The sequence below is a fragment of the Ruegeria sp. BJ5 genome (assembly GCF_056537865.1).
This window is the reverse complement of sequence record NZ_JBQFSH010000004.1, coordinates 191,212-211,298: the sequence shown is the minus strand read 5'-3', so window position 1 is coordinate 211,298 and position 20,087 is coordinate 191,212. Positions and strand designations below refer to the sequence as shown.

The 20,087-nt window shown below is 58.7% G+C and carries 14 protein-coding genes; 9 read left to right on the top strand and 5 right to left on the bottom strand.

Features of this window, described 5'->3' with window-relative positions; translation table 11 throughout:
• Positions 1-90 precede the first annotated feature (90 nt).
• The 8 genes from ACR0NY_RS14620 to ACR0NY_RS14585 all read left to right on the top strand — a co-directional run bounded on the left by ACR0NY_RS14620 (position 91) and on the right by ACR0NY_RS14585 (position 10,864).
• Positions 91-1,434 (top strand): hypothetical protein, encoded by a 1,344-nt coding sequence (locus tag ACR0NY_RS14620; RefSeq protein ID WP_170369527.1) that lies wholly within the window; start codon positions 91-93, stop codon positions 1,432-1,434.
• A gap of 271 nt (positions 1,435-1,705) precedes the next feature.
• Positions 1,706-3,121, top strand: coding sequence for an ArnT family glycosyltransferase (locus ACR0NY_RS14615; protein ID WP_170341693.1), 1,416 nt, complete (start codon positions 1,706-1,708; stop codon positions 3,119-3,121).
• A 106-nt stretch (positions 3,122-3,227) separates the two neighbouring features.
• Positions 3,228-3,668 (top strand): GtrA family protein, encoded by a 441-nt coding sequence (locus tag ACR0NY_RS14610; RefSeq protein WP_093963237.1) that lies wholly within the window; start codon positions 3,228-3,230, stop codon positions 3,666-3,668.
• A 309-nt stretch (positions 3,669-3,977) separates the two neighbouring features.
• Positions 3,978-5,819: a GumC family protein gene (locus ACR0NY_RS14605; RefSeq protein ID WP_170341697.1), complete on the top strand. Its 1,842-nt coding sequence runs from the start codon at positions 3,978-3,980 to the stop codon at positions 5,817-5,819.
• Positions 5,820-6,220: 401 nt separating this feature from the next.
• Complete coding sequence (locus ACR0NY_RS14600; protein ID WP_170369525.1) at positions 6,221-7,393, top strand: hypothetical protein; 1,173 nt, start codon at positions 6,221-6,223, stop codon at positions 7,391-7,393.
• Positions 7,394-7,468: 75 nt separating this feature from the next.
• Positions 7,469-8,407, top strand: coding sequence for a UbiA family prenyltransferase (locus ACR0NY_RS14595; protein ID WP_170341701.1), 939 nt, complete (start codon positions 7,469-7,471; stop codon positions 8,405-8,407).
• Between the two features lie 252 nt (positions 8,408-8,659).
• Entirely contained in the window at positions 8,660-9,379 is a 720-nt protein-coding gene (locus ACR0NY_RS14590; RefSeq protein WP_170341703.1) for a class I SAM-dependent methyltransferase, read from the top strand.
• 42 nt (positions 9,380-9,421) lie between these two features.
• Complete coding sequence (locus tag ACR0NY_RS14585) at positions 9,422-10,864, top strand: hypothetical protein (RefSeq protein WP_217354954.1); 1,443 nt, start codon at positions 9,422-9,424, stop codon at positions 10,862-10,864.
• Positions 10,865-10,873: 9 nt separating this feature from the next.
• Here the strand turns inward: ACR0NY_RS14585 and ACR0NY_RS14580 are convergent, their stop codons facing one another.
• From ACR0NY_RS14580 to ACR0NY_RS14560, 5 genes are all read right to left on the bottom strand, one after another.
• Positions 10,874-12,043 carry an O-antigen ligase family protein gene (locus tag ACR0NY_RS14580; RefSeq protein ID WP_217358652.1) on the bottom strand — a complete coding sequence of 390 codons (1,170 nt, stop codon included), beginning with the start codon at positions 12,041-12,043 and terminating at the stop codon, positions 10,874-10,876.
• A 191-nt stretch (positions 12,044-12,234) separates the two neighbouring features.
• Positions 12,235-13,122 (bottom strand): NAD-dependent epimerase/dehydratase family protein, encoded by an 888-nt coding sequence (locus ACR0NY_RS14575; protein ID WP_170341707.1) that lies wholly within the window; start codon positions 13,120-13,122, stop codon positions 12,235-12,237.
• Positions 13,119-14,153 (bottom strand): ATP-grasp domain-containing protein, encoded by a 1,035-nt coding sequence (locus tag ACR0NY_RS14570; RefSeq protein WP_170369521.1) that lies wholly within the window; start codon positions 14,151-14,153, stop codon positions 13,119-13,121. Before ACR0NY_RS14570 ends, ACR0NY_RS14575 begins: the two co-directional genes overlap by 4 nt.
• 1 nt (position 14,154) lies before the next feature.
• Complete coding sequence (locus tag ACR0NY_RS14565; RefSeq protein ID WP_170341711.1) at positions 14,155-14,940, bottom strand: metallophosphoesterase family protein; 786 nt, start codon at positions 14,938-14,940, stop codon at positions 14,155-14,157.
• 318 nt (positions 14,941-15,258) lie between these two features.
• The gene (locus tag ACR0NY_RS14560; RefSeq protein ID WP_170369519.1) at positions 15,259-17,472 is read right to left on the bottom strand and encodes an NADP-dependent isocitrate dehydrogenase; all 2,214 of its coding nucleotides are present in this window, start codon (positions 17,470-17,472) and stop codon (positions 15,259-15,261) included.
• A gap of 297 nt (positions 17,473-17,769) precedes the next feature.
• Here ACR0NY_RS14560 and ACR0NY_RS14555 point away from each other — a divergent pair, with 297 nt between their 5' ends.
• Complete coding sequence (locus tag ACR0NY_RS14555; RefSeq protein ID WP_170369516.1) at positions 17,770-20,076, top strand: Tex family protein; 2,307 nt, start codon at positions 17,770-17,772, stop codon at positions 20,074-20,076.
• Positions 20,077-20,087 lie beyond the last annotated feature (11 nt).

Below are 20,087 nucleotides of genomic sequence, written 5' to 3'. Positions count from 1 at the left end.
AAGGACACAATTCAGCCGATTGTCATGTGAAACAGAGGTGCACGCCCGTATCGTTTGTCACGCGCCGTACCGGCGTGCCTAAGTCTGTTCATGACTGAACTGATTGCATCCTGCTCGGGCCTTTGGCGCGATATCCGGTCCGAATTTCGGTCTCCACACCCCCCTGCAATGAGACGGCAGGCGGGCCTCGCGCTACTGCTTCTGTTTGGCGTGGTCTTTGCTTTTTTCTATTTCCGGCTGGAATTCGCGCGGCAGTTTCTGGACATGCCCGCACCGCCGGGCAAACCGTTCTACAACGACGACTGCATCCTTGCCTCGGACCCTGGCCGTTACTCGCATGGCTTGTTTCAGGGGCACTACCTGGCTTTCCACCTTGCGCGCCACCCGCTGGTCGTGATGCTGAACGCCGCCATCGCCGAGCCGTTGACCTGGCTGGGCATCCGGCAGCCTATCGCGATTTCGATCAGTCTCGCATTCTGGGCCGCCATTTCGTCTGTCACGATTGCACTATTCCTACTGCGCCAACACCTGTCGCTCTCCGTTTCCATTCTGGCGACGCTTGCTGTTCTCCTGACCTTCGGAACCGTCACCACGCTCAGCGTTGTCGAGACCTACAGCGTCTCACTCTGGGCGATCGCCATGTCATTGTTGATCATGGCCGAGATGGCCAGACACTGCGCCAAGTACCCGGCCCTTACCAGCGTGATCGCTGGCCTGGCTTGCGGTGTGCTGGCCGGATGGTCCCATTTGCCGGCGGCCGCATTCTCATTGGTTTATGCCGGATTTTCATGGGCTTTTCTCGACGGAGGTGTCGGGCGGAAACTGACGTTCGGAGTGGCGGTTCCGTCGGTGATCGCCGTAATCTGCATGATGGCTCCGGTCGTTTTTCTCGGCATCGTTCTGGACGGTGATCCTTTCATGGAACCGACCGAGATGGTTGGCCGCTACGCGGACGCCGCGAACTTCACCAACCCCAAAATCATCAAAGACTATGCCGCTGGCTTCTTCCTGTTTTCCTGGGTTGCTCCAGCCGAAACGGTTCAATGCCGCTTTTTGCTGGATCGACTATGGGAGATTCTCCGCGATCCAAGCCGCTTGGCCCTGACAATTCTGGCGACAATCCTGGTCGGATGGGCAATTGTTTCAGGCGCAAGAACAGCTGGCCGCGCCCCGCTTGTGCTGGCAGTGTGGGCGTTGGTGGGCACGTTCTTTGTGTTCTACCTGTTTTTCAACCCGCCCGAAGTACTGCTTTACAGCTCTCACTGGACCACGGCCCTTATCCTGGGTTCGGTCATTCTGCTAAAAGAAAAGCCGGGACTAGTCTTGCTGTTGAGTGGAATTGTGGCACTCAGCCTGTATGTGAATGTACCGCCTCTTGCGGATCCGGCTTCGTTCGATCCGGTGCAATGCTGTCCGCACGGAGGTCGAAACTAGGCCGGACAGAGCGGCGGCTGTGGATAAACTTGACAACAAAAGTGACCCTACTTAGCGTTTTGGGTCATCGTCTCCGCCGGTGAAAAATTAAGGATACGCCGAATTCGCAAACTGCTACTTGCGCCGTTCGGAAGTGTTTCACGCTGTTGGTTGTAAAAGTGTTTTTTGGGTTGAATTCATGCGGCAGTCCACCGAACTGAAGGTCTTTTTCTTTTTCCTCGTTGCCTGTGCAGCCGGGCTATTTGCGGCCGGCACATGGCACGGAATCGGAATGCGTCCGGATTCTATGGCCTATCTGGGGCTGTCCCCCGACCGGTTTCAACAGGCGCCAACCTATACCGCGCTGATTAATCTGCTGGCCGGAATGGGTGTCCAGCCCGTGCTTGCGGCCACTGTACTGAATATCCTCAGCCTGATCCTGAACATCGCTTTGATGTTCTTGATCCTGCACGACTGCAAGGTTCGGCCACGGATGATCTTTCTGGCAGCACTGATCATGGTCCTGAGTCCCCAGTTCATGTACGCGCATGTCACAATACTGTCGGAACCGCTCACGACAAACTGCTTGCTGGGCACCTATTTCTTCATGTCCCGTTACCTGCGCGGCGACAACGTGTCCGCCTTTGTGTTGGCAAGCTGTCTGGCCGCCCTGTGCGTGCTGACCCGGTTCGCACTGGTCCCTCTGATCGCGGCCTGCTCGCTGACAATCCTTGTTTATGGTCACGGCGACCTGCGCCGTCGACTGGTTTCGGCGATTGTGTTCGGCCTGATCGCATCCGCAGTCATCATCGGGTGGTACCTGTACAATCAAACCTCTGGCGGGACCGGCATCGGGCGTCAAGCAGCGTTCCTTGGGGATCCCGACGCCGAGACCTTCCGCGCTGCACTGACCACGCTTTCAGCCTACGTGCTGCCAAGCTCCCTGCCGCCGATCATCACGTTGACCGCTTTGGTGGTGGTTTTGGGGTTCGTCGTTGCTCTGATCGCCACGGCTTTGAAGGTTCAGACCAACCCTGATGACCTTCCCGGTCTGCCAGTTGCGCGTCCGATCTCGTTCTTTTTGTTGGTCTACGTTCCTTTCCTGGTTCTGGCCCTGTTTATCGAGGCGAATCTGACCATCCATGCCCGATACCTGTTGCCAGTGTTCATTTCGACTCTGGTTCTGGGGTTTGCTCTGGTTGGTGGTCAGCCAGGAACGGATATGATGAACCGGCTGCGTCCCGTAGCCCTCATACTTGCGCTGGCGTTGACCGGAACCTATGCCGTACGCACGGCAGCGATGACCCGCACCCACATGACTGAGGGGAATTTCTATGCCTCACCGGTCTGGAAGAACTCTCCGACCTTGGCGCATCTGGACAATTTGCGGGATGGTGTCGTGGTCTATTCCAACGGTTATGATGTCATTCGGCTGGTCAAGGGCGTGGATGCGCTCAAGTCCCCTGAGTTGTTCGAACGCAGAACCGGCAGGCCGGACCCTGGTACGTCGCCAGAAAAAGAAATTCAGGAGGTCCGCAAACGCGTGGCAAACCAAAACGCGGTTGTCGCCATCCTGAACGAGGTCGACTGGCGGTTCTATCTGGTCAATGAGGAACGGCTGATCCGCGAAGCCGATCTGACGCTGCTCTATGAGGAGGCCGACGGGCGGATCTATGGATCTCCCGCCAGTTTCAAACCGATCGAATGAAGGATCGTTTATCATGAAGCTTGTTCCAACACTCGCGGCCGAACAATGATAGGATCGATGATATTCAATCGGGTGGCTCTGCATTCACGCCCTGAAGGATTGCTTGATGAAGTTTGAAGACCTCAAACACGTCTCGGTTCTGGTCGGTCGCTATTTCGTGACCGGGTGCACGGCCGTCATCATCCATTTCTCGGCGATGGCGTTCTCGGTCGAAGTCTTGGGCATCTACGAAACGATCGCTTCAGCAATCGGATTTCTGATGGGGGCCACATTCAATTACTGCATCCAAAGACTATGGGTGTTTCGGTCCAGCGTTCCACATCGCAGTGCCCTGCAGAGGTTCATTCTGGTCACGGCGACGACGTCGGCGATAAACGTGGCGCTGTTCTCTCTTCTCTTTGCGTTGTTGCCTTTCCACTACTTGATCATTCAGGCGTTCGTGACCGGGTGCATATTCCTTCTGAATTTTACCCTGAACTGGAAAATCACATTTCGCGAGCCTGCTGCTGAACCACCGGAAGCCCAGGCACAGGACGCCGGAAGGTAGGTATGCCGGACCAAACCCACTGTGTCGGCTTTGGAAACAACGCCAACAACCAACCGCTTTGTTCACGATTTTAAGACTTCGAAAAGGCAGCTCTTCGCCCGACGCCAGAATGGCTAAAAACTCTCTGCTCTCGGATTTGCATCGCTTTTTTTGCCCGCCAAACGCACAGGGACGGCCTTTTGGCCTGATATGGCTAGATAAATCTATCGAGCCGATCAAAGTACAGGTAAAACAATATGATAAATAACAGTTCGATTCTGACGCTGATTTTAAGCCGTATTCACGGTCCGAAAAAAATGGAGAACACTCGTGCAATCCGGTGACGACGCAATTGCCAGCCAGCATGAAACCAACGATTTCATCAATATCTGGTTGCTGCTGCGCCGGAACCTGCTGGTCATCTTTCTGTTGGTCGTCGGTGCGGTCTCGGCAACAGCCTTCTACATGTCGACCATCCCCGACCAGTATCGGTCGGACGCGCAGATGGTTCTGGCTCTCACGGAAACACGATTCAGCGAGTCGACCGGACAGCTGGAAACCTATGAACTGAACCGGTCGAGCGTGGAAACCGAGTTGGCCCGACTGCGGTCTCGCGACTTTGCCGAGCAGGTGGCAGACCGCTTGGGTCTGTTCGACGACCCCAGCTTTGTGCGCCGTGCCCCCGGCGCGGACAGCGAGGCGGATGAAGAGATTCACCGCGCCGCGGTCACTGACAAAGTACTGGCCTCTTATTCCGTCTCCCGCGCGGGAGAAAGCCTCGCCATCAGCATCGAAGGCCGATCCACATCGCCGGTGCTGGCTGCAGCCCTGCCCAATACCGTCATTGCCGTCTATATCGCGAACGAGCGCGACGCACGCGTCAATCGCTTGATGACATCGATCGACAATCTCAAACGCCGGGTCGGTATCCTTGGCGAAGAATTGACTCAAGCGGAATCGAATTTGGCCGAGTTCATACGTGAGGACAATCTGGACGACGAACAGTTCGTGACCCGGCTGCGCGCCGAGGTTGAGCGGCGCAAGGCCCAGCTGCGCATCGGCATCGAACGCAACCTACCGGAAGACGAAATTCTGGCCCTCCAGGAGCAGCTGATCACATCCGAGCAGGAGCTGGAGGCCCGCACCCGTCTGGAGCTGTCGTTGCTGCGCCGGGAACGCGAGGTCGAACTACTGCGAACCCGCTATCAAACCACGATCGACAACCTGACCTTGCTGGAAACCCGCATCGGCCAGCTTGAGGACGGCACAGTTCAGGTTTCCAAAGCGCGAATTCCGGTTGAACCCTATGCCCCCAGCAGGTCGTTGATCACGGTACTGGCCGGCCTGTTCGCAATGATCGTTGGCTTCATCATCGCACTGGTGCGCGAGGGCCTGGACAGAACGGTGCGCAGCGAAAACCAGATCTTCCGAATGACCGGCCTCAGCAATCTGGGATATATCGCCCGTCAGCGACGCAGCAAAATGTTCGCCGGTGAGAACAAGGCGATCGAAAACCTGTTGCAGAGCCAGAAATCGCCCCTGGCCGAAGCCGCCCGGGGCATCTTGACCAATTGTATCAAGTTCCAGCATTCCAAGGTGATCCTGATCACCTCAGGCTTGCCGAACGAGGGCAAATCCTTCGTCAGCAGCGTTCTGGCGACCTCGGCGGCCGTTGACGGACTGAACGCTCTGCTGATTGATCTGGACACGCACCGTCGCGGCGCGACGAAGACGTTCATTCCAGACATGGATGAGGTGCAACTTTCGGAAATCTATTCTGACAGTGTAACCCTGCAACATGCTCTGACCACCGAAACCAAAGGGTCACTGGATCTGATCACCGCAGCCTCGCCTACGCACGAGCTGTCTGATGCCGCGTCAAACAAGCTCAAGCAACTCAAAGAAACGCTGCTGGATCAATACGATATCATTATCGTGGACACACCCCCGGCACTGGTGATGGATGAAGTGTACCGCAACGACATCCTCGCCGACGCCGTTCTGCTAGTCGCGCGCTGGGGAAAAACGCCACAGCATGCGTTGCAAGCCGCGGCAAAACGGCTTCAGTCATCCGGCTTCAATGTACTGGGTACGATTCTGAATGACGTCGACCCCAAGAAATACCGCTGGACCACCTACGAAGGGTATTACGGTACTTACGACGACTACTAGAAAATCCGGCGACCGCGCCGTTCCGGCCACCGGGGATGTCTGGTGGCCGAGTCTGTGCTACCATGCGAGTACCGGATGCTGCGCGCGGGTACTGATCGACGTGCGGCGCGGTCGGAAATACCGGACTTTGCTTGGAGTGGGTTTTGGGGAAAGCTTCTTCAAGGGCAGATGAAAACGGGGGGCTCATAATCATCGCGCTGGCACTGGTCCTGGCGGTGATTCAGACGGCTTTTCCCTTGGTTGACGTAAACTTCTCCAGTGACTCGGCAGACTACGTTCAGGCCGCCGCCTATCGCGGCTTTGCATATCCTTTTTTTCTGGACCTTTTCGACGGGTTCCCGGACCCGCTGCGCGCCGCTGTTGTGGGCCAGATCTGGGTATTCTCGGCTGCTGCATGTCTATTGTCGGTCACACTGGCTCGGGCCACTGGCCATCCCCGTGCCGGTCTGGTCCTGCTTGGAATTCTGATCATCAACCCGATGACGTTCTACTTCAACTACAGCATCCTGTCCGAGTCTCTGTTCCAAAGCGCGACATGCGTCTATCTTGCCTGTCTGGTGCAAGCGATCCACGGCCCCAAGCCCTGGCACTTTGCAGCCCTGGGCATGACAGTCGGCGCTTTGATCGCGATCCGTCCAGTTGGTTTTGCTCTTCTGCCCATCCTTATCGTGGCGGTTCTTTGCGCGAGCTATATCAATGGCAGGCGCCCGTGGGCTGGATTGGCTCTGGCGGTTCTGGGCGTCGCCTTCGTGCTGCTTGCAGACCGCGCCGCTTACGACCTTCGCCACGATGAACCTCGCGAAAGCGTGCTGGGGAACGTCTTATTCGCAAAAAGCGCCATGTTCGCTGCAGGCCCAAACCCCTATGCCCCCGATGACCCACGAACCGAAGTCTGGATTATTCTTGAAGAACAGGGCCCGGCTGACGCACGAGAGGCGATTTCCCGGGCGCCATTTGGACCGGTCTCCTTCTTTCTGATGCACAGCTACGAAGCCAGCTTGATTTTTCTGTACGAGAAGGACCGGTTGCAGTCCATTGCCGACCGAATTGGCATTCCAAAGACCGAACTCATGGCCGAAATCGGTTCAAGACGAATTCTGGCGAACCCGACGGGGTTTTTGCGGTTGCCGCTACAGCACTATGTCGCCCTCTGGCAGCCCTTCTACCATGCCGTGACCGCGAACGACATCACCGCCTACATCGCGCAGAATGGGCCGTTCCCGATGGACAATGCGCTAGGCTATATCACCCGCGATGTTTTTGATCCGCCGTATGCACGTCTTATCCATTCCGCGCTTGCGATAGGTTGGCTGGCTTCGATCTTGATCCTGGCGGCCTCAATCCTTTGGCTGCGCCAAAACTGGGCCGGACGTCAAATACTGACTCTGGCCGGGTTGGGGGTGCTGAGCCTGCACGCGCTATTGTTTCTGTCTGCAACACTATCCATCGCGTCGGTTAGGTATCTTGCAGCACTTTGGCCTATCGTCGCGGTGGTCATATGTGCTAGTTTTCTTGTGGTTTTGAAGCTTTATGATCGCCGGAAGAAGCACGCAAGGCGCAGTCTGGAAATCTGACATGCCGCCCGTAGTGTTCTGTTTCTCGCCTTTTCGGGCCCGGCAAATGTTGTTGTGTCGGTGAAAGTGGTTGCAATGGTAAGAGCCGGATTCAAAGACTATTTGTCCATTGCGCGCATCGACCATTGGTTCAAGAACATCTTCATTCTGCCGGGTGCCGTTCTTGCGGTCATCATGGGTGCCGAGTTCACCAGTCGGTCGGCAATCGACCTCGCCGTCGGGATATTTTCGATCTGTCTGGTCGCGTCGGCCAACTATACTATAAATGAGTGGTTGGACCGCGAATTCGACCGGCACCACCCGAAGAAGAAAGAGCGTGCCTCAGTCGTGACCGAGATCGACGGCCGGATCGTCTGGTTGCAATGGCTGGGTCTGGCGATCGTCGGTCTCGGACTCGCGCTACTGATCAATACGCCGTTCTTCCTGACGGCGCTGTCCCTGCTGATCATGGGGATCATCTACAACGTCAAACCAATCCGGTCCAAGGACCGCGCCTATTTGGACGTTCTGAGCGAGGCCATCAACAACCCCATTCGGTTCTTTGCGGGCTGGTTCATTATGGTTCCGCCGATCGTGGCACCGTCCAGCGTGTTGATCTCGTACTGGTTCGGCGGCGCGTATCTGATGGCGATCAAGCGCTTTGCCGAATATCGTACCATTGACGACCCGGCACTTGCCGCGCGGTACCGCGCATCTTTCAAAGACTATGACGAGTCGAAGCTATTGGTGTCGGCGCTGGTCTACGCAATCTTGTCCACCGCTTTCCTGGGCGTTTTCCTGACAAAGTACAAGGTCGAGCTTCTGCTGTCTCTGCCCTTCGTGGCGATGTTGTTCGGGCGCTATCTTGCCGTCGGGCTGGCCCGGGACTCGATCGCACAGGCCCCCGAAAATCTGTACAAACAACGCGGCCTTGTTTTTCAGGTTATTCTGCTGGTGGTGGTCATGTTCGTTCTGCTCGAGATCAAGCTTCCGTTCTTTGAACAGTTGCTTGAAATCCGGCCAGTCGGGTCATAGGTGCCGGGCAACGGACCGGCTTGCTGCCAGACTGGAGGTGATGCGCGCATGGTGAACCAGCCTTCAGATGATGTTGTATCCGCACCGATCCGGCGATGCTGGCTGTGCGGCACCGGCGGCCTCAGGAGGATAAAGGAAAGCACCCTGCGCGGGGATCCGACGTCGCGGAACTTTGAAATTTCGAATGCCGACTACGGTACAACCACCGCGATCGACCAATGCGTCCGCTGCGGTTTTTGCCAATGCACGGATATGGTCGATGTCCTTAAATTCTACGAAGACCTCGAAGACCCGGCCTATGAGATGACGCGCCCCCAAAGGGCGCGGCAGAAACGGGTGCTGCTAAACAGGCTGCCAAGACCCACTGCCGGCGCGAACCGGCTGCTGGATGTGGGGGCCGGAACCGGTATCCTGGTCGAGGAGGCCATCGCCTGTGGTTACGACGCGATCGGGGTTGAGCCGTCGCGACGGTTTTGCGCCCGGGCAAAACATCATGGCCTGCCGGTGGTCCAAGGCGTTCTTCCACATCCCGATCTGACCGGCCCCTACGATGTAGTCACTCTGGTAGACGTGGTCGAACATGTTTCGGATCCGCTGGACCTGATCACCCGGGCTGCACGGTTGTTGGCCGATGGCGGAGTACTGGTCGTCGTTACGCCCGACCGCTCGTCCCTGCTGGCGCGTATCATGGGAGACCAATGGTGGCACTATCGTGTTGCGCATATCGGCTATTTCGACCCTGAAACACTGCGCTTTGCCTTGGCCAAAGCTGGCTTGCAGCAAACCGAATTTCATCGTCCAACTTGGTATTTTCCGTTAGGATATCTGGTTGAAAGAGTGCATCGTTATCTACCCAGATGGGCGCGCTTCAAGGTTCCGGCACGGCTGGCTGACCTAGTGATCCCAGTGCACCTGCGGGATTCAATGATGGTCTGCGCGACCAAAGCCCAAACCCGGGACACCGCGCCCTAGACCAAAGGCAGAAGAATTTTGACAACAGCCAAGGTTTTTAGAATGCCCATTGCAAAAAGGCCAAGACTGCTCGCCGTATTCCAAGTATCGCTTTTTGCGACTGTTCTGGCGATTGGCTGCAGCCCTGGCACGCTGCTGGCCGAGAACGCGAACCGGTCCTTTTCGGCACAACTGCCGGACGGCTCCCAAAGAGCATTTCCCAGCGCTGAAGGGCATGGCGCCGCCGCCAAAGGTGGGCGCGGCGGGCGCGCGATTTATGTCACGAACACCGAAGAATACGGGCCCGGCTCCTTACGTGCATGCATCGACGCCAAAGGCCCTCGAACCTGCATTTTTCGGGTCAGCGGAACGATTACACTGGAAAAGGCGTCTCTGATCGCAAACAGTCCTTTTCTGACCATCGCCGGAGAAACCGCTCCGGGCGGTGGGATTGCGATCCGAAACGGCCCACGTCAATTGCGCCCATCACTGGAAATCCGAACGCACGATGTCATCGTGCGCCATGTTCGGTTCCGGCCCGGACCGCACGACGTAGAATCCTGCTGTTCAGGGGCCATTGGCGTCTACACCAAAGCCGCGCGTGACGTGATCTTCGACCACATTTCGACCAGTTGGGGCAGCGACGAGACGATTGACTCAGAAAACGCCGAACGGCTGACCTTTCAGTGGAGCATCATCAGCGAGCCCCTCTTGCATGGCGGACCAGGCAAAAGCAACCGGGCCCGCAACATGCTGCTGACAAAGGGCGGCAACTTCAGCATCCATCACAACCTGTTCTCTCATGGGATGTTCAGAAACCCGCAAATCGCGCCCCAGACCCCGGGGACCACGACCGAAATCGTAAACAACCTGATGTACTCACCGATCTGGCAATATGTCGTTTCGCTGGACAATCGCTGGACCGAGCTGGACGCCAATATCATTGGCAACCTGAAGCTGTCCGGTGAAAGCATCGATTCCAATCTATTGGTGCACCTGTTCGACGGCTTCAAGAACGGCTACCGATTGTACCTTCGGGACAATCTTGATGAAGACAACCGCAACAGCCTGGACCTTCCCGAGGAACTGGTCCTTGCCCCAGAACATCGTGTCTATGTCGTTGATGAGCCGGTCACCCCGCCTTTGGTCCAGGCCGATCCGGTCTCGACAGTGTTCGAAACGGTCCTGCAAAACGCTGGAGCGACACGCCCATCTCGCGACGCGGTGGATCAGAGGGTTGTTCAGGAGGTCCGTGACCGATCCGGCAAAATCCTAAAGAAGAACCCTGAAAAGGTCGGCGGTTGGCCCGAGCTTGAAAGCGCCCTGCCCTATGCAGACAGCGATGTTGACGGGATGTCTGATGAATGGGAAACGCAATGGGACCTGAATCCCACGGACCCGATGGACGCAACCGCGGATTCGGACGAAGATGGCTGGACCAACCTCGAGGAGTTTCTGCACGAATTGGCTGGCGACGGGACCGGGATGGGACAAAGCAACCCGTGACGTGAAAAGCTAGCGGCGCCGGTACCGATCGGACGCAGCCAACAGCCCCAATGCCACGATCCACGGGATCAGCATACCGCGCTGGTAAACATGGGTGTAGTTCATGGACAGCGCCGCAAAGGTCAGCGTGACCGTCACCACGGTCGCGCGCCCGTACACCCTGTTCGGCACATTATGCCGGGCCATTACGGCGTAGACGATGGCGGACCCCAAAACGAAGCACAATCCCAGCAAGGCTAGAATACCCCCTTCGTTGGCCAGCAACAGGTACAGGTTGTGAACGGGAATGCCTTGACTGCTCAGTTCGCGATACTGTCCCGCGCCCATACCGACCAGAAAGTAATCCGGCAGAAACTGCCAGGCCTCGATCATGAGATCCGCGCGGTCCTCGAATGTACCCGCGTGACTCAGGTCCCCCTCGAGCAGAGGTGACAATACCCGGTTGCGGAACGTCGGCGGAAAGATGAACTCAGCCCATTGGATACTGATCCAAGCCATCGTCGTCACAGCTGTTCCCCAGATCATCAGCACGCGCTGATTTCCAACCAGCAGCAGGAACAAAGCACCGCAGATGACCGCACCAGCAAGGCTGGAATTCGAACTTGCGTAGATCAAAGTGATGGCAAGCAGCCCGAAGAGGGCCAAGAATGGCAGTTTTCTTAGCGCACCCGTCAGCCCAAGATACCACAATACCGGGAACCAAAGCACGATCAGTCCAGCCAACCCGTTTGGATTATCCACCAGTCCCGCCACGCGGTAATTGCCGCTGACCAGCATGAAATACCGGGATTCGCCACCGGAATAGCCCACGCCATAGGCGATCATCCCGACAAGACAGTTCAAGGCAATCGAGATCACGCCGACCTTTGCAAGAGTAACAGCCTCTTCATATGGGCGACCCAGGATCGCCAGAGGCAGAAGAACAAACGAAAAGAAATACTGCACGATGACCACGAAGGCCGACACCGGATCGCCGTGCGCGATAGAGCCGATCGACAGTCCCGCCACCATCATCAGCATGCCGATGAACCAGACCGAAGACGCGGATTGCAACGGAAACAGCGGCAGGCTGCGGTTGCACCGCAGGATCACGGCAACCGTCAAAAACATGTCGCTGGCCGTGAACAGAACCGCCGGATGGCGAAAGGCAGTGAACGTGCTGAACAGCAACGCAGTCATCAGACACACGAATTCGATCTGCTCCAAAATCGGCTTAGGCCGGCTGATACTGTTGACTGGCACCATATTCTACAATCCAAACGGCGGTGGGTTACCTGGCCCGCAGACTGGTACCCGGAATACAAGGGTAACACCCAAGATACCTTCAAAAAACATGTTTCCGGCTCCCATCGCCCGGCTGCCGGACCGGGTCATGCCGCTCCCGGCAGCAATTGGCCCCTCAACGTCATTTCCAGACCCGTTGCAATGTCCACGACCGGCGCATAGCCGAATGCAGCCCGGGCTGCGTTCGAGGACAGATCGAACCTCGTGAATGGCGGACTGTCTCCGGATCGGGTTTCGATCATACCCTGGCCACCTGCGACGGACATGACCTCCTGCGCCAAATCCGCCAAGGAAACCGGATCTCCGCCGGAGATATTGAATACACCGCAAGCTGCGGCCTGGGCCGATTGCAAAATCGCCCGGCTCAGGTCATGCGCATGCACGAAATCAATGCTGTTCTTTGGACCGGTTACTGTGATGTTTTGCCCCGCGGCCGCATCATTCAGCATCCGCACAAGAAACTTGTCATCAGGCAGCCCATGACCATAGAGCGCCGAAGGTCTGAGCACGGTCACTCGCGCTCCAGAAGTCTGGGCAAGCTCAGCCAGCCCCGCTTCGGCCAGACGCTTGGTTGTAGCGTAATCACCGCCAAGCGGCCCCGGGGCGGTTTCCGCACTTTCGTCGATTCCGCGGGCATGAGGATCGCGATATACCGACCCGCTGGACACAAAGATGAAGTGCACGTCACGATCTGCCGCCCAACGCGCCGCATTCAACGTGGCTCGGACATTGCTGTCAAACAGCACCTGCCAAGCCGAGCCGTCACCCGCAGGCCCGGCAAGATCAATCCGGGCCGCGCAGTGCACGAATACATCCGCACCTTGCACCAGTTGATCCAGCCTGTCATGGGCGATCGCGTCCTGCAGATCCCAGTCCGACCGGTCGATCCGCGCAACAGGAATGTCACGTCGGCTTAGCCAGGCCACAAGATGGCGACCCAGCAAGCCGGTCGCCCCTGTCAGGGCAACTTTCATGACGTCCCGCCATAGAGGCTGAACTGGGCCGGGATCTGAGGTTCCGACTGTCCGGCCTGATCCAATGTATCTGTCATTGAACGCGGAACGACCAGCTCACTCCAATACCGCAGAACCATGCTGTCCCAAGCGATTTCTGGCTCATAGGCAAGGCCGCGGTCGGTCTTGAGGTAAAATTCGACCGGGTTGAAACCCAGTTGAGCACAGAACGGTGTAGTACCAGAGAACCGGGCATTGATTTCGAACACCTTGGGTACTCCGTCGTCGCCAAGGCGCAGCTGAAAATTGCAGGCCCCTTCGACGTCCAGCTTGCGCGCGATAGCTGTGACATAGTCTTCGATCACCGGATTCCGCTCGGGAACGGCCCGATATGTATCGCCCGACCGAAGCACTCGACGCAGTGCCAGAACCGGCGACAGACTCCCCTTCGCCCCGACGATCGTGCACGTGAACTCGCGCGCGTCATCGCCGATCAGCTCCTGTACGATGGTTGCCGCCGGATCACCGGGGTAGTTGGCCAGCTCGTCCCGAGAATTCACCCGTTCGACCCCGATGGACCGAAACCCGACCGCCGGTTTGGCAATGACCGGGTAGATCAGATCATCCATTTCCAAGGCCTCGGCCATGGGCCACGTGCGCGGATAGGGCAGCCCGTTATTCGCCAAAAAAGCCGAGGTCAGTCCCTTGTCATCGGCAATACGCACCGTCTCTGGACTGTTGACCACGACCTTTGTCCCGAACTGTTCCGCGATGCGATCCCGGTTTTCGGCACACAATGCCAGTTCGATATCCGTACCGGGGAAATAGTAATCCACGGACTCTGCCTGAAATATCCGTGCCAGTGAGTCGAGGTATCCCGGCGAGCGGCACCCTTCGACCAGAAAGGCTTTGTCGCAGGCATAAAGGCCGGCGGATAGGGCAGACATGTCGGCTCCAAGAATACGCAGCGGCGGATCAGAAATCAGCCTGAGCGACTTGATGATGCCCTGGCCCACTCCGCCACCCGCACCTGTAACCAAAACCGTGATCAATTCATTTCTCCATGAATGAAATAAGCCGTTCCTTTGTCCCCTGACTGAGGTCAGTGGCCTGAATATCCGCGCGGATCTGTTCCAGATCAAAGCTGATCGACGGGATGTCGATTCTCACCCGGTCGCCATCCAGCTCAAGGGTCAGATAAGACAGGCCCGTGCCCCGCCCCTGCCCGACCGCTCCGGGGTTCAGCAGCAGCACTGACCCTTTCGGAATCCTTATCCATTTGCGTTGATCCGCAGGTGTTGGTCTTCCGGCTTCGTCGATCATGACGGCAAAGGCCCGGTGCGAATGCCCAAAGACCCCGACCGTTTTTCCCATTTGTCGCAAGACCGCTGCGGCTGGTGCCCATTGATCCGGTTTCGAGACATAGGACCAGTCCCCATAATCGTAAGGGTTGGCATGTGAGAACAGGATCGGCCCCATGCTATGGCGGTCGGCCCAGGGGTATCGGTCGGCCAACGGTGGGTCGCCCCGGACCTCACCATGCGTCCACTCGACGGACTCCAACACAAATCCTGCAATGTTGTCGTAGAGAGACGGGTTACCTTTATCCAGATCGAAATAGAACTGATCGTGGTTGCCGCGAATGAACACGCAGTTTTGGCGAGCCATCAGTTGGTCGGTCAGTTCCAACACCTGCCGAGGGCGCACACCATATGTCAACAGATCGCCCAACATTACGACGACATCCGGCGCAAAAGCTTCGGCCTTTTGGATCGCGGTCGCATACGCCGTGGCGTTTCCATGTATGTCGGACAGTACCGCGATCTTCAGCGTACTCATGACCACTCTCCGCCGACCATGTCCGGCAATCCAAATCAAGCGCCGGCCCTGGTTCCAACCACTGCGAACACAGGCGCTCTGAAACACCCTTTAACAAATCAACTGCACAGCCCGGCCGAACCGTTCGACGGTGCAAACTTTCTGGGATGATACCGGCTGAGAACCGTGCCGCAACTCCCTTTGTCCAACCCAGGTCGCGCTGGAACAGTTCGGGTCCGGCCAATCAAGCCAAAGCAAACAATAGCTCAGGAAAATACTAACTGTCGCCTGATCGGACGAAATAAGAAAGGCCGGGCTCATTCGCCCGGCCTTCTGTGGTCAGCCAATGATCGCGTTCAGTGTCGCACTGGGACGCATCACAGCGGCAGTTTTGGCGCGATCGCCATGGTAATAGCCGCCCAAATCAGCAGGCTTGCCTTGAGCGGCCAGCAGTTCGGACAGGATCTGCTCTTCCTTTTCCGCCAGTTCTTTGGCGATCGGTGCAAAATGCGCCGCCAGTTCAGCATCATCCGACTGCGCGGCCAGTGCCTCAGCCCAGTAGCGGGCGAACCAATAGTGGCTGTCGCGGTTGTCCGGCTCGCCAACCTTGCGGCTGGGCGAGCGGTCATGGTCCAGGATCCCCTGCGTCGCGGCCTCGGCCGCAGCGCCCAAAACGGCGGCCTTGGCGTTTCCGCGGCTGTCGGCCAGGAAGTTCAGCGATTCACCCAGCGCGCAGAATTCGCCCATCGAGTCCCAACGCAGGTGGTTTTCCTCGACCAGCTGCTGAACGTGCTTGGGCGCCGAGCCACCTGCACCGGTTTCGAACAGGCCGCCGCCATTCATCAGCTTGACGATCGACAGCATCTTGGCCGAGGTGCCCAGTTCGAGGATCGGGAACAGGTCGGTCAGATAGTCGCGCAGCACGTTGCCCGTGATCGCGATGCTGTCTTTGCCGGCGGTGATGGTTTCCAGCGATTTGCGGGTCGCCTCACGCGGGGCCATGATCAGGAACTTGTCGGCCACGCCCGCGGCCTCCAGCACCGGTTTGACGTATTTGATCAGCTCGGCGTCATGGGCGCGGTTCGCATCCAGCCAGAAAATCGCCTCGGACCCGGTCAGGCGCTGGCGGTCCATTGCCAGCTGGATCCAGTTCTCAATCGGGGCTTTCTTGGCGGTGCAAGCGCGCCAGATGTCACCCTTTTCGACCTCATGCGAATGCAGGGTTTCGCCATTGGCCAGAACGACGCGGATCGTGCCGTCGGCGGGCGCTTCGAAGGTGGTCGGGTGGCTGCCGTATTCTTCTGCCTTCTGCGCCATCAGGCCCACATTGGCGACCGAACCGACGGTGGCCGGGTTCAGCGCACCGTTGGCTTTGAAGAAGTTGATGGCCTCGTCATAGACCGGCGCATAGCAGCGGTCTGGGATCATGCAGTTGGTGTCGCCCTTCTTGCCGCTCTCGTCCCAGCCCTTGCCGCCCGCGCGGATCACGGCGGGCATCGAAGCGTCGATGATCACGTCCGACGGCACGTGCAGGTTGGTGATGCCCTTGTCACTGTCCACCATGTACATCGAGGGTCGATCGGCCTTGACCGCCTCGATCGCGGCCATGATCTCGGCATCGTCCTTGACGCGGTTCAGCAGATCGCCCAAGCCGGAGTTCGGGTTGACGCCCAGCTGTGCCATGCGGTCACCGAATTTCTCGAACACCGGCGCCAGCCACGCCTTGACGGCATAGCCGAAGATGATCGGGTCGCTGACCTTCATCATCGTCGCCTTCATGTGCAGCGAGAACATGGTGCCGTCTTTCTTGGTATCCTCGATCGCGGCATCCAAGAACTCCGACAGCGCCTTGATCGACATGAAGGTGGCATCGGCAACGGTGCCTTCCTCCAGCGTCCAGCCGTCTTTCAGGACTGTCACACTGCCATCCTTGCCCACGAATTCGATCCGCGCATCACCGGCCTGATCGGCAGTGACGGTGGCCGATTTCTCGTTGGCATAGAAATCATTGCCCGGCATCGACGACACCTTGGTCTTGCTGTCAGCCGACCATTCGCCCATCGAATGCGGGTGCTGCTGGGCATATCGCTTGACCGCCTTGGCGGCGCGGCGGTCGCTGTTGCCCTCGCGCAGAACCGGGTTCACGGCCGAGCCCTTGATCGCGTCAAAGCGGGCGCGGATCTCTTTCTCGGCGTCGGTCTTGGGATCCTCGGGGTAGTTCGGGATGTCATAGCCCTGCCCCTGCAGTTCCTTGATGGCAGCGACCAGCTGCGGCACCGAGGCCGAGATGTTGGGCAGCTTGATCACGTTGGCCTCGGGGGTTTTCACCAACTCGCCCAGGGCGGCCAGATCGTCGGGCTGACGCTGTTCTTCGGTCAGGTTTTCGGGGAACGCCGCGATGATGCGCCCGGCCAGCGAAATGTCCTTGGTTCCGACGCTGACGCCCGCGGCCGAGGCGAATTTGCGGATGATGGGCAGGAACGAGGCACTGGCCAGCTCCGGCGCTTCGTCTACGATGGTATACAATATGTCGAAGTTCGATTTTTCTGCCATGTTCCCTTACCTTTTTTAAGCCTTTCAGGGGCGTGCGATCCGAGAGTTGTGCCGCGTACGGCGCGGCGTGCGAGGAGCGTGAATTCTGTTCCGCTCCGGGGTGACTCTGATTTGACAGGGTTTCCCTTAAATCACCCGGGGCCCGGGATCAATCGCATCCGAACGCGCATTTTGACCCAGTTTGCGCAAAACCGCGCATATGCCCGTATTTTCAGCCCGCCAACGATACGCGACGCCTTTCCCTTGGCGCGGGTGCTGGCTAAGACGGTTCTCCAACCCAAGATCAAGGAGGCCCCGTTGGATCGCATCACCCAGACCATCGCCACCGAAATCAATGCCCGGCCGCAACAGGTCGAAGCGGCGGTCAAGCTGCTGGACGAAGGCACCACCGTGCCCTTCGTGGCGCGCTACCGCAAAGAAGTGACGGGCGGGTTGGACGACAGCCAGCTGCGAACCCTGTCCGACCGGCTGGCTTACCTGCGCGAGCTTGAGGCGCGGCGCGAGGCGATCCTGAACTCGATCAAGGATCAGGGCAAGCTGACGGACGATCTGGCCAAATCAATCGCCCGGGCCGAGACCAAGGCGCAGCTGGAAGACATCTACCTGCCCTACAAACCCAAGCGCCGTACCAAGGCGATGATCGCGCGGGAAAACGGGTTGGAGCCGCTGGCCGACGCGATCTTGGCCGACCGCAGCGCCGAGCCCGAGGCGCTGGCCCAGGCCTTTGTGACCGAGGCCGTGCCCACCACCAAAGACGCGCTGAACGGCGCGCGCGACATCATCACCGAGCGTCTGACCGAAAACGCCGCCCTTCTGGGCGAGCTGCGCAGCTTCATGCAGGCCGAGGCGCTGCTGACCTCGAAGGTGATCGAGGGCAAGGAACAGGAAGGCGCCAAGTTCAGCGACTATTTCGATCATGCCGAGCCTTGGGCCAAGGTGCCCTCGCACCGGGCGCTGGCGATGCTGCGCGCGTCGAAAGAGGGGATCGTGACGCTGGACATCGCGCCCGACCCCGAAACCGGCGCCGCCCGGGCCGAGGCGATAGTGGCCGCACATCTGCACACGCGCGGTGACGGGCCGGGCGATGTCTGGCTGCGCAAGGTCGCAGGCTGGACCTGGCGGGTGAAGCTGTCGCTGTCGATGATGGTCGAGCTGATGGCCGATCTCCGCAGCCGCGCGCAGGAGGAGGCCATTCAGGTTTTTGCACGCAATCTCAAAGACTTGCTTTTTTCGGCCCCCGCGGGCCCCCGCCCCACATTGGGGCTGGACCCGGGCATCCGCACCGGCGTCAAGGCCGCGGTGGTGGACGCCACGGGCAAGCTGGTGGCGACCGCCACGCTGTATCCGTTCCAACCTAAGAACGATCTGCGCGGCGCACAGGCCACCATTCTGAACCTCATCGCCACCCACAAGGTCGAACTGATCGCCATCGGCAACGGCACCGCCAGCCGCGAGACCGAGCGGCTGGTGGCCGACACGCTGAAACTGCTGCCCAAGGGGGTGCAGGCGCCCACCAAGGTCGTGGTGTCCGAGGCCGGGGCCTCGGTTTATTCGGCCTCGGAACTGGCCGCGCGCGAGTTTCCCGATCTGGATGTCTCGCTACGTGGCGCGGTGTCGATCGCCCGCCGCCTGCAGGACCCGCTGGCCGAGCTGGTCAAGATCGAACCCAAGAGCATCGGCGTCGGCCAATATCAGCATGACGTCGATCAACACCGGCTGAGCCAGTCTCTGGAAGCGGTGATCGAGGACGTGGTGAACGCCGTTGGCGTCGATCTGAATACCGCCTCGGCGCCGCTGCTGGCCCATGTCTCGGGCCTGGGCCCCGGTCTGGCCGAAGCCATCGTGGCGCATCGCGACCAGAACGGCGCGTTCCGTTCACGGCAGGATCTTCTGAAGGTTGCGCGCCTCGGCCCCCGCGCCTTTGAACAATGCGCTGGCTTTTTGCGCATCCGCGACGGGGATGAGCCCTTGGACGCCTCGGCTGTTCACCCCGAGGCCTATGACGTGGCCCGCCGCATCGTGCAGGCCTGCGGCCGCGACATCCGTCAGATCTTGGGAAATGACGGTGCGCTGCGTGGTCTGCGCGCCGAACAGTTCGTGGATGACCGGTTCGGTCTGCCGACGGTGCGCGACATCTTTGCCGAGTTGGAAAAACCCGGCCGCGACCCGCGCCCCAGCTTCGTGACCGCCAGCTTCAAGGAGGGCGTCGAAGAGATCACCGACCTCAAACCCGGCATGGTGCTGGAAGGCACCGTGACCAACGTCGCTGCTTTTGGCGCCTTTGTCGATATCGGCGTGCATCAGGACGGTCTGGTGCATGTTAGCCAGTTGGCCGATCGGTTCGTGAAAGACCCGCACGAGGTGGTCAAGGCCGGACAGGTTGTTCGAGTTCGTGTGGTTGAAGTCGACGTGCCGCGCAAGCGGATCGGGCTGAGCATGCGCAAGGATGGCGCTGCCTCCGACCGGCGAGATCGCGACGTCAAAGGCCAGAGCGCGCGCGGAAAGAATACAGGCACACCGAAATCACAACGCGCTAAATATCCCCATAATGCGCAGCACAGTGCGATTGGGGATGCGCTGCGAAATGCATTGAAAAATCAATAAGCCCCCTGCCC

Coding starts and splice junctions, on each gene's coding strand:
- ACR0NY_RS14620 (WP_170369527.1), top strand. CDS start 91: ATGACTGAACTGATTGCATCCTGCTCGGGCCTTTGGCGCGATATCCGG.
- ACR0NY_RS14615 (WP_170341693.1), top strand. CDS start 1,706: ATGCGTCCGGATTCTATGGCCTATCTGGGGCTGTCCCCCGACCGGTTT.
- ACR0NY_RS14610 (WP_093963237.1), top strand. CDS start 3,228: ATGAAGTTTGAAGACCTCAAACACGTCTCGGTTCTGGTCGGTCGCTAT.
- ACR0NY_RS14595 (WP_170341701.1), top strand. CDS start 7,469: ATGGTAAGAGCCGGATTCAAAGACTATTTGTCCATTGCGCGCATCGAC.
- ACR0NY_RS14590 (WP_170341703.1), top strand. CDS start 8,660: ATGGTCGATGTCCTTAAATTCTACGAAGACCTCGAAGACCCGGCCTAT.
- ACR0NY_RS14585 (WP_217354954.1), top strand. CDS start 9,422: ATGCCCATTGCAAAAAGGCCAAGACTGCTCGCCGTATTCCAAGTATCG.
- ACR0NY_RS14580 (WP_217358652.1), bottom strand. CDS start 12,043: ATGACTGCGTTGCTGTTCAGCACGTTCACTGCCTTTCGCCATCCGGCG.
- ACR0NY_RS14575 (WP_170341707.1), bottom strand. CDS start 13,122: ATGAAAGTTGCCCTGACAGGGGCGACCGGCTTGCTGGGTCGCCATCTT.
- ACR0NY_RS14565 (WP_170341711.1), bottom strand. CDS start 14,940: ATGAGTACGCTGAAGATCGCGGTACTGTCCGACATACATGGAAACGCC.
- ACR0NY_RS14560 (WP_170369519.1), bottom strand. CDS start 17,472: ATGGCAGAAAAATCGAACTTCGACATATTGTATACCATCGTAGACGAA.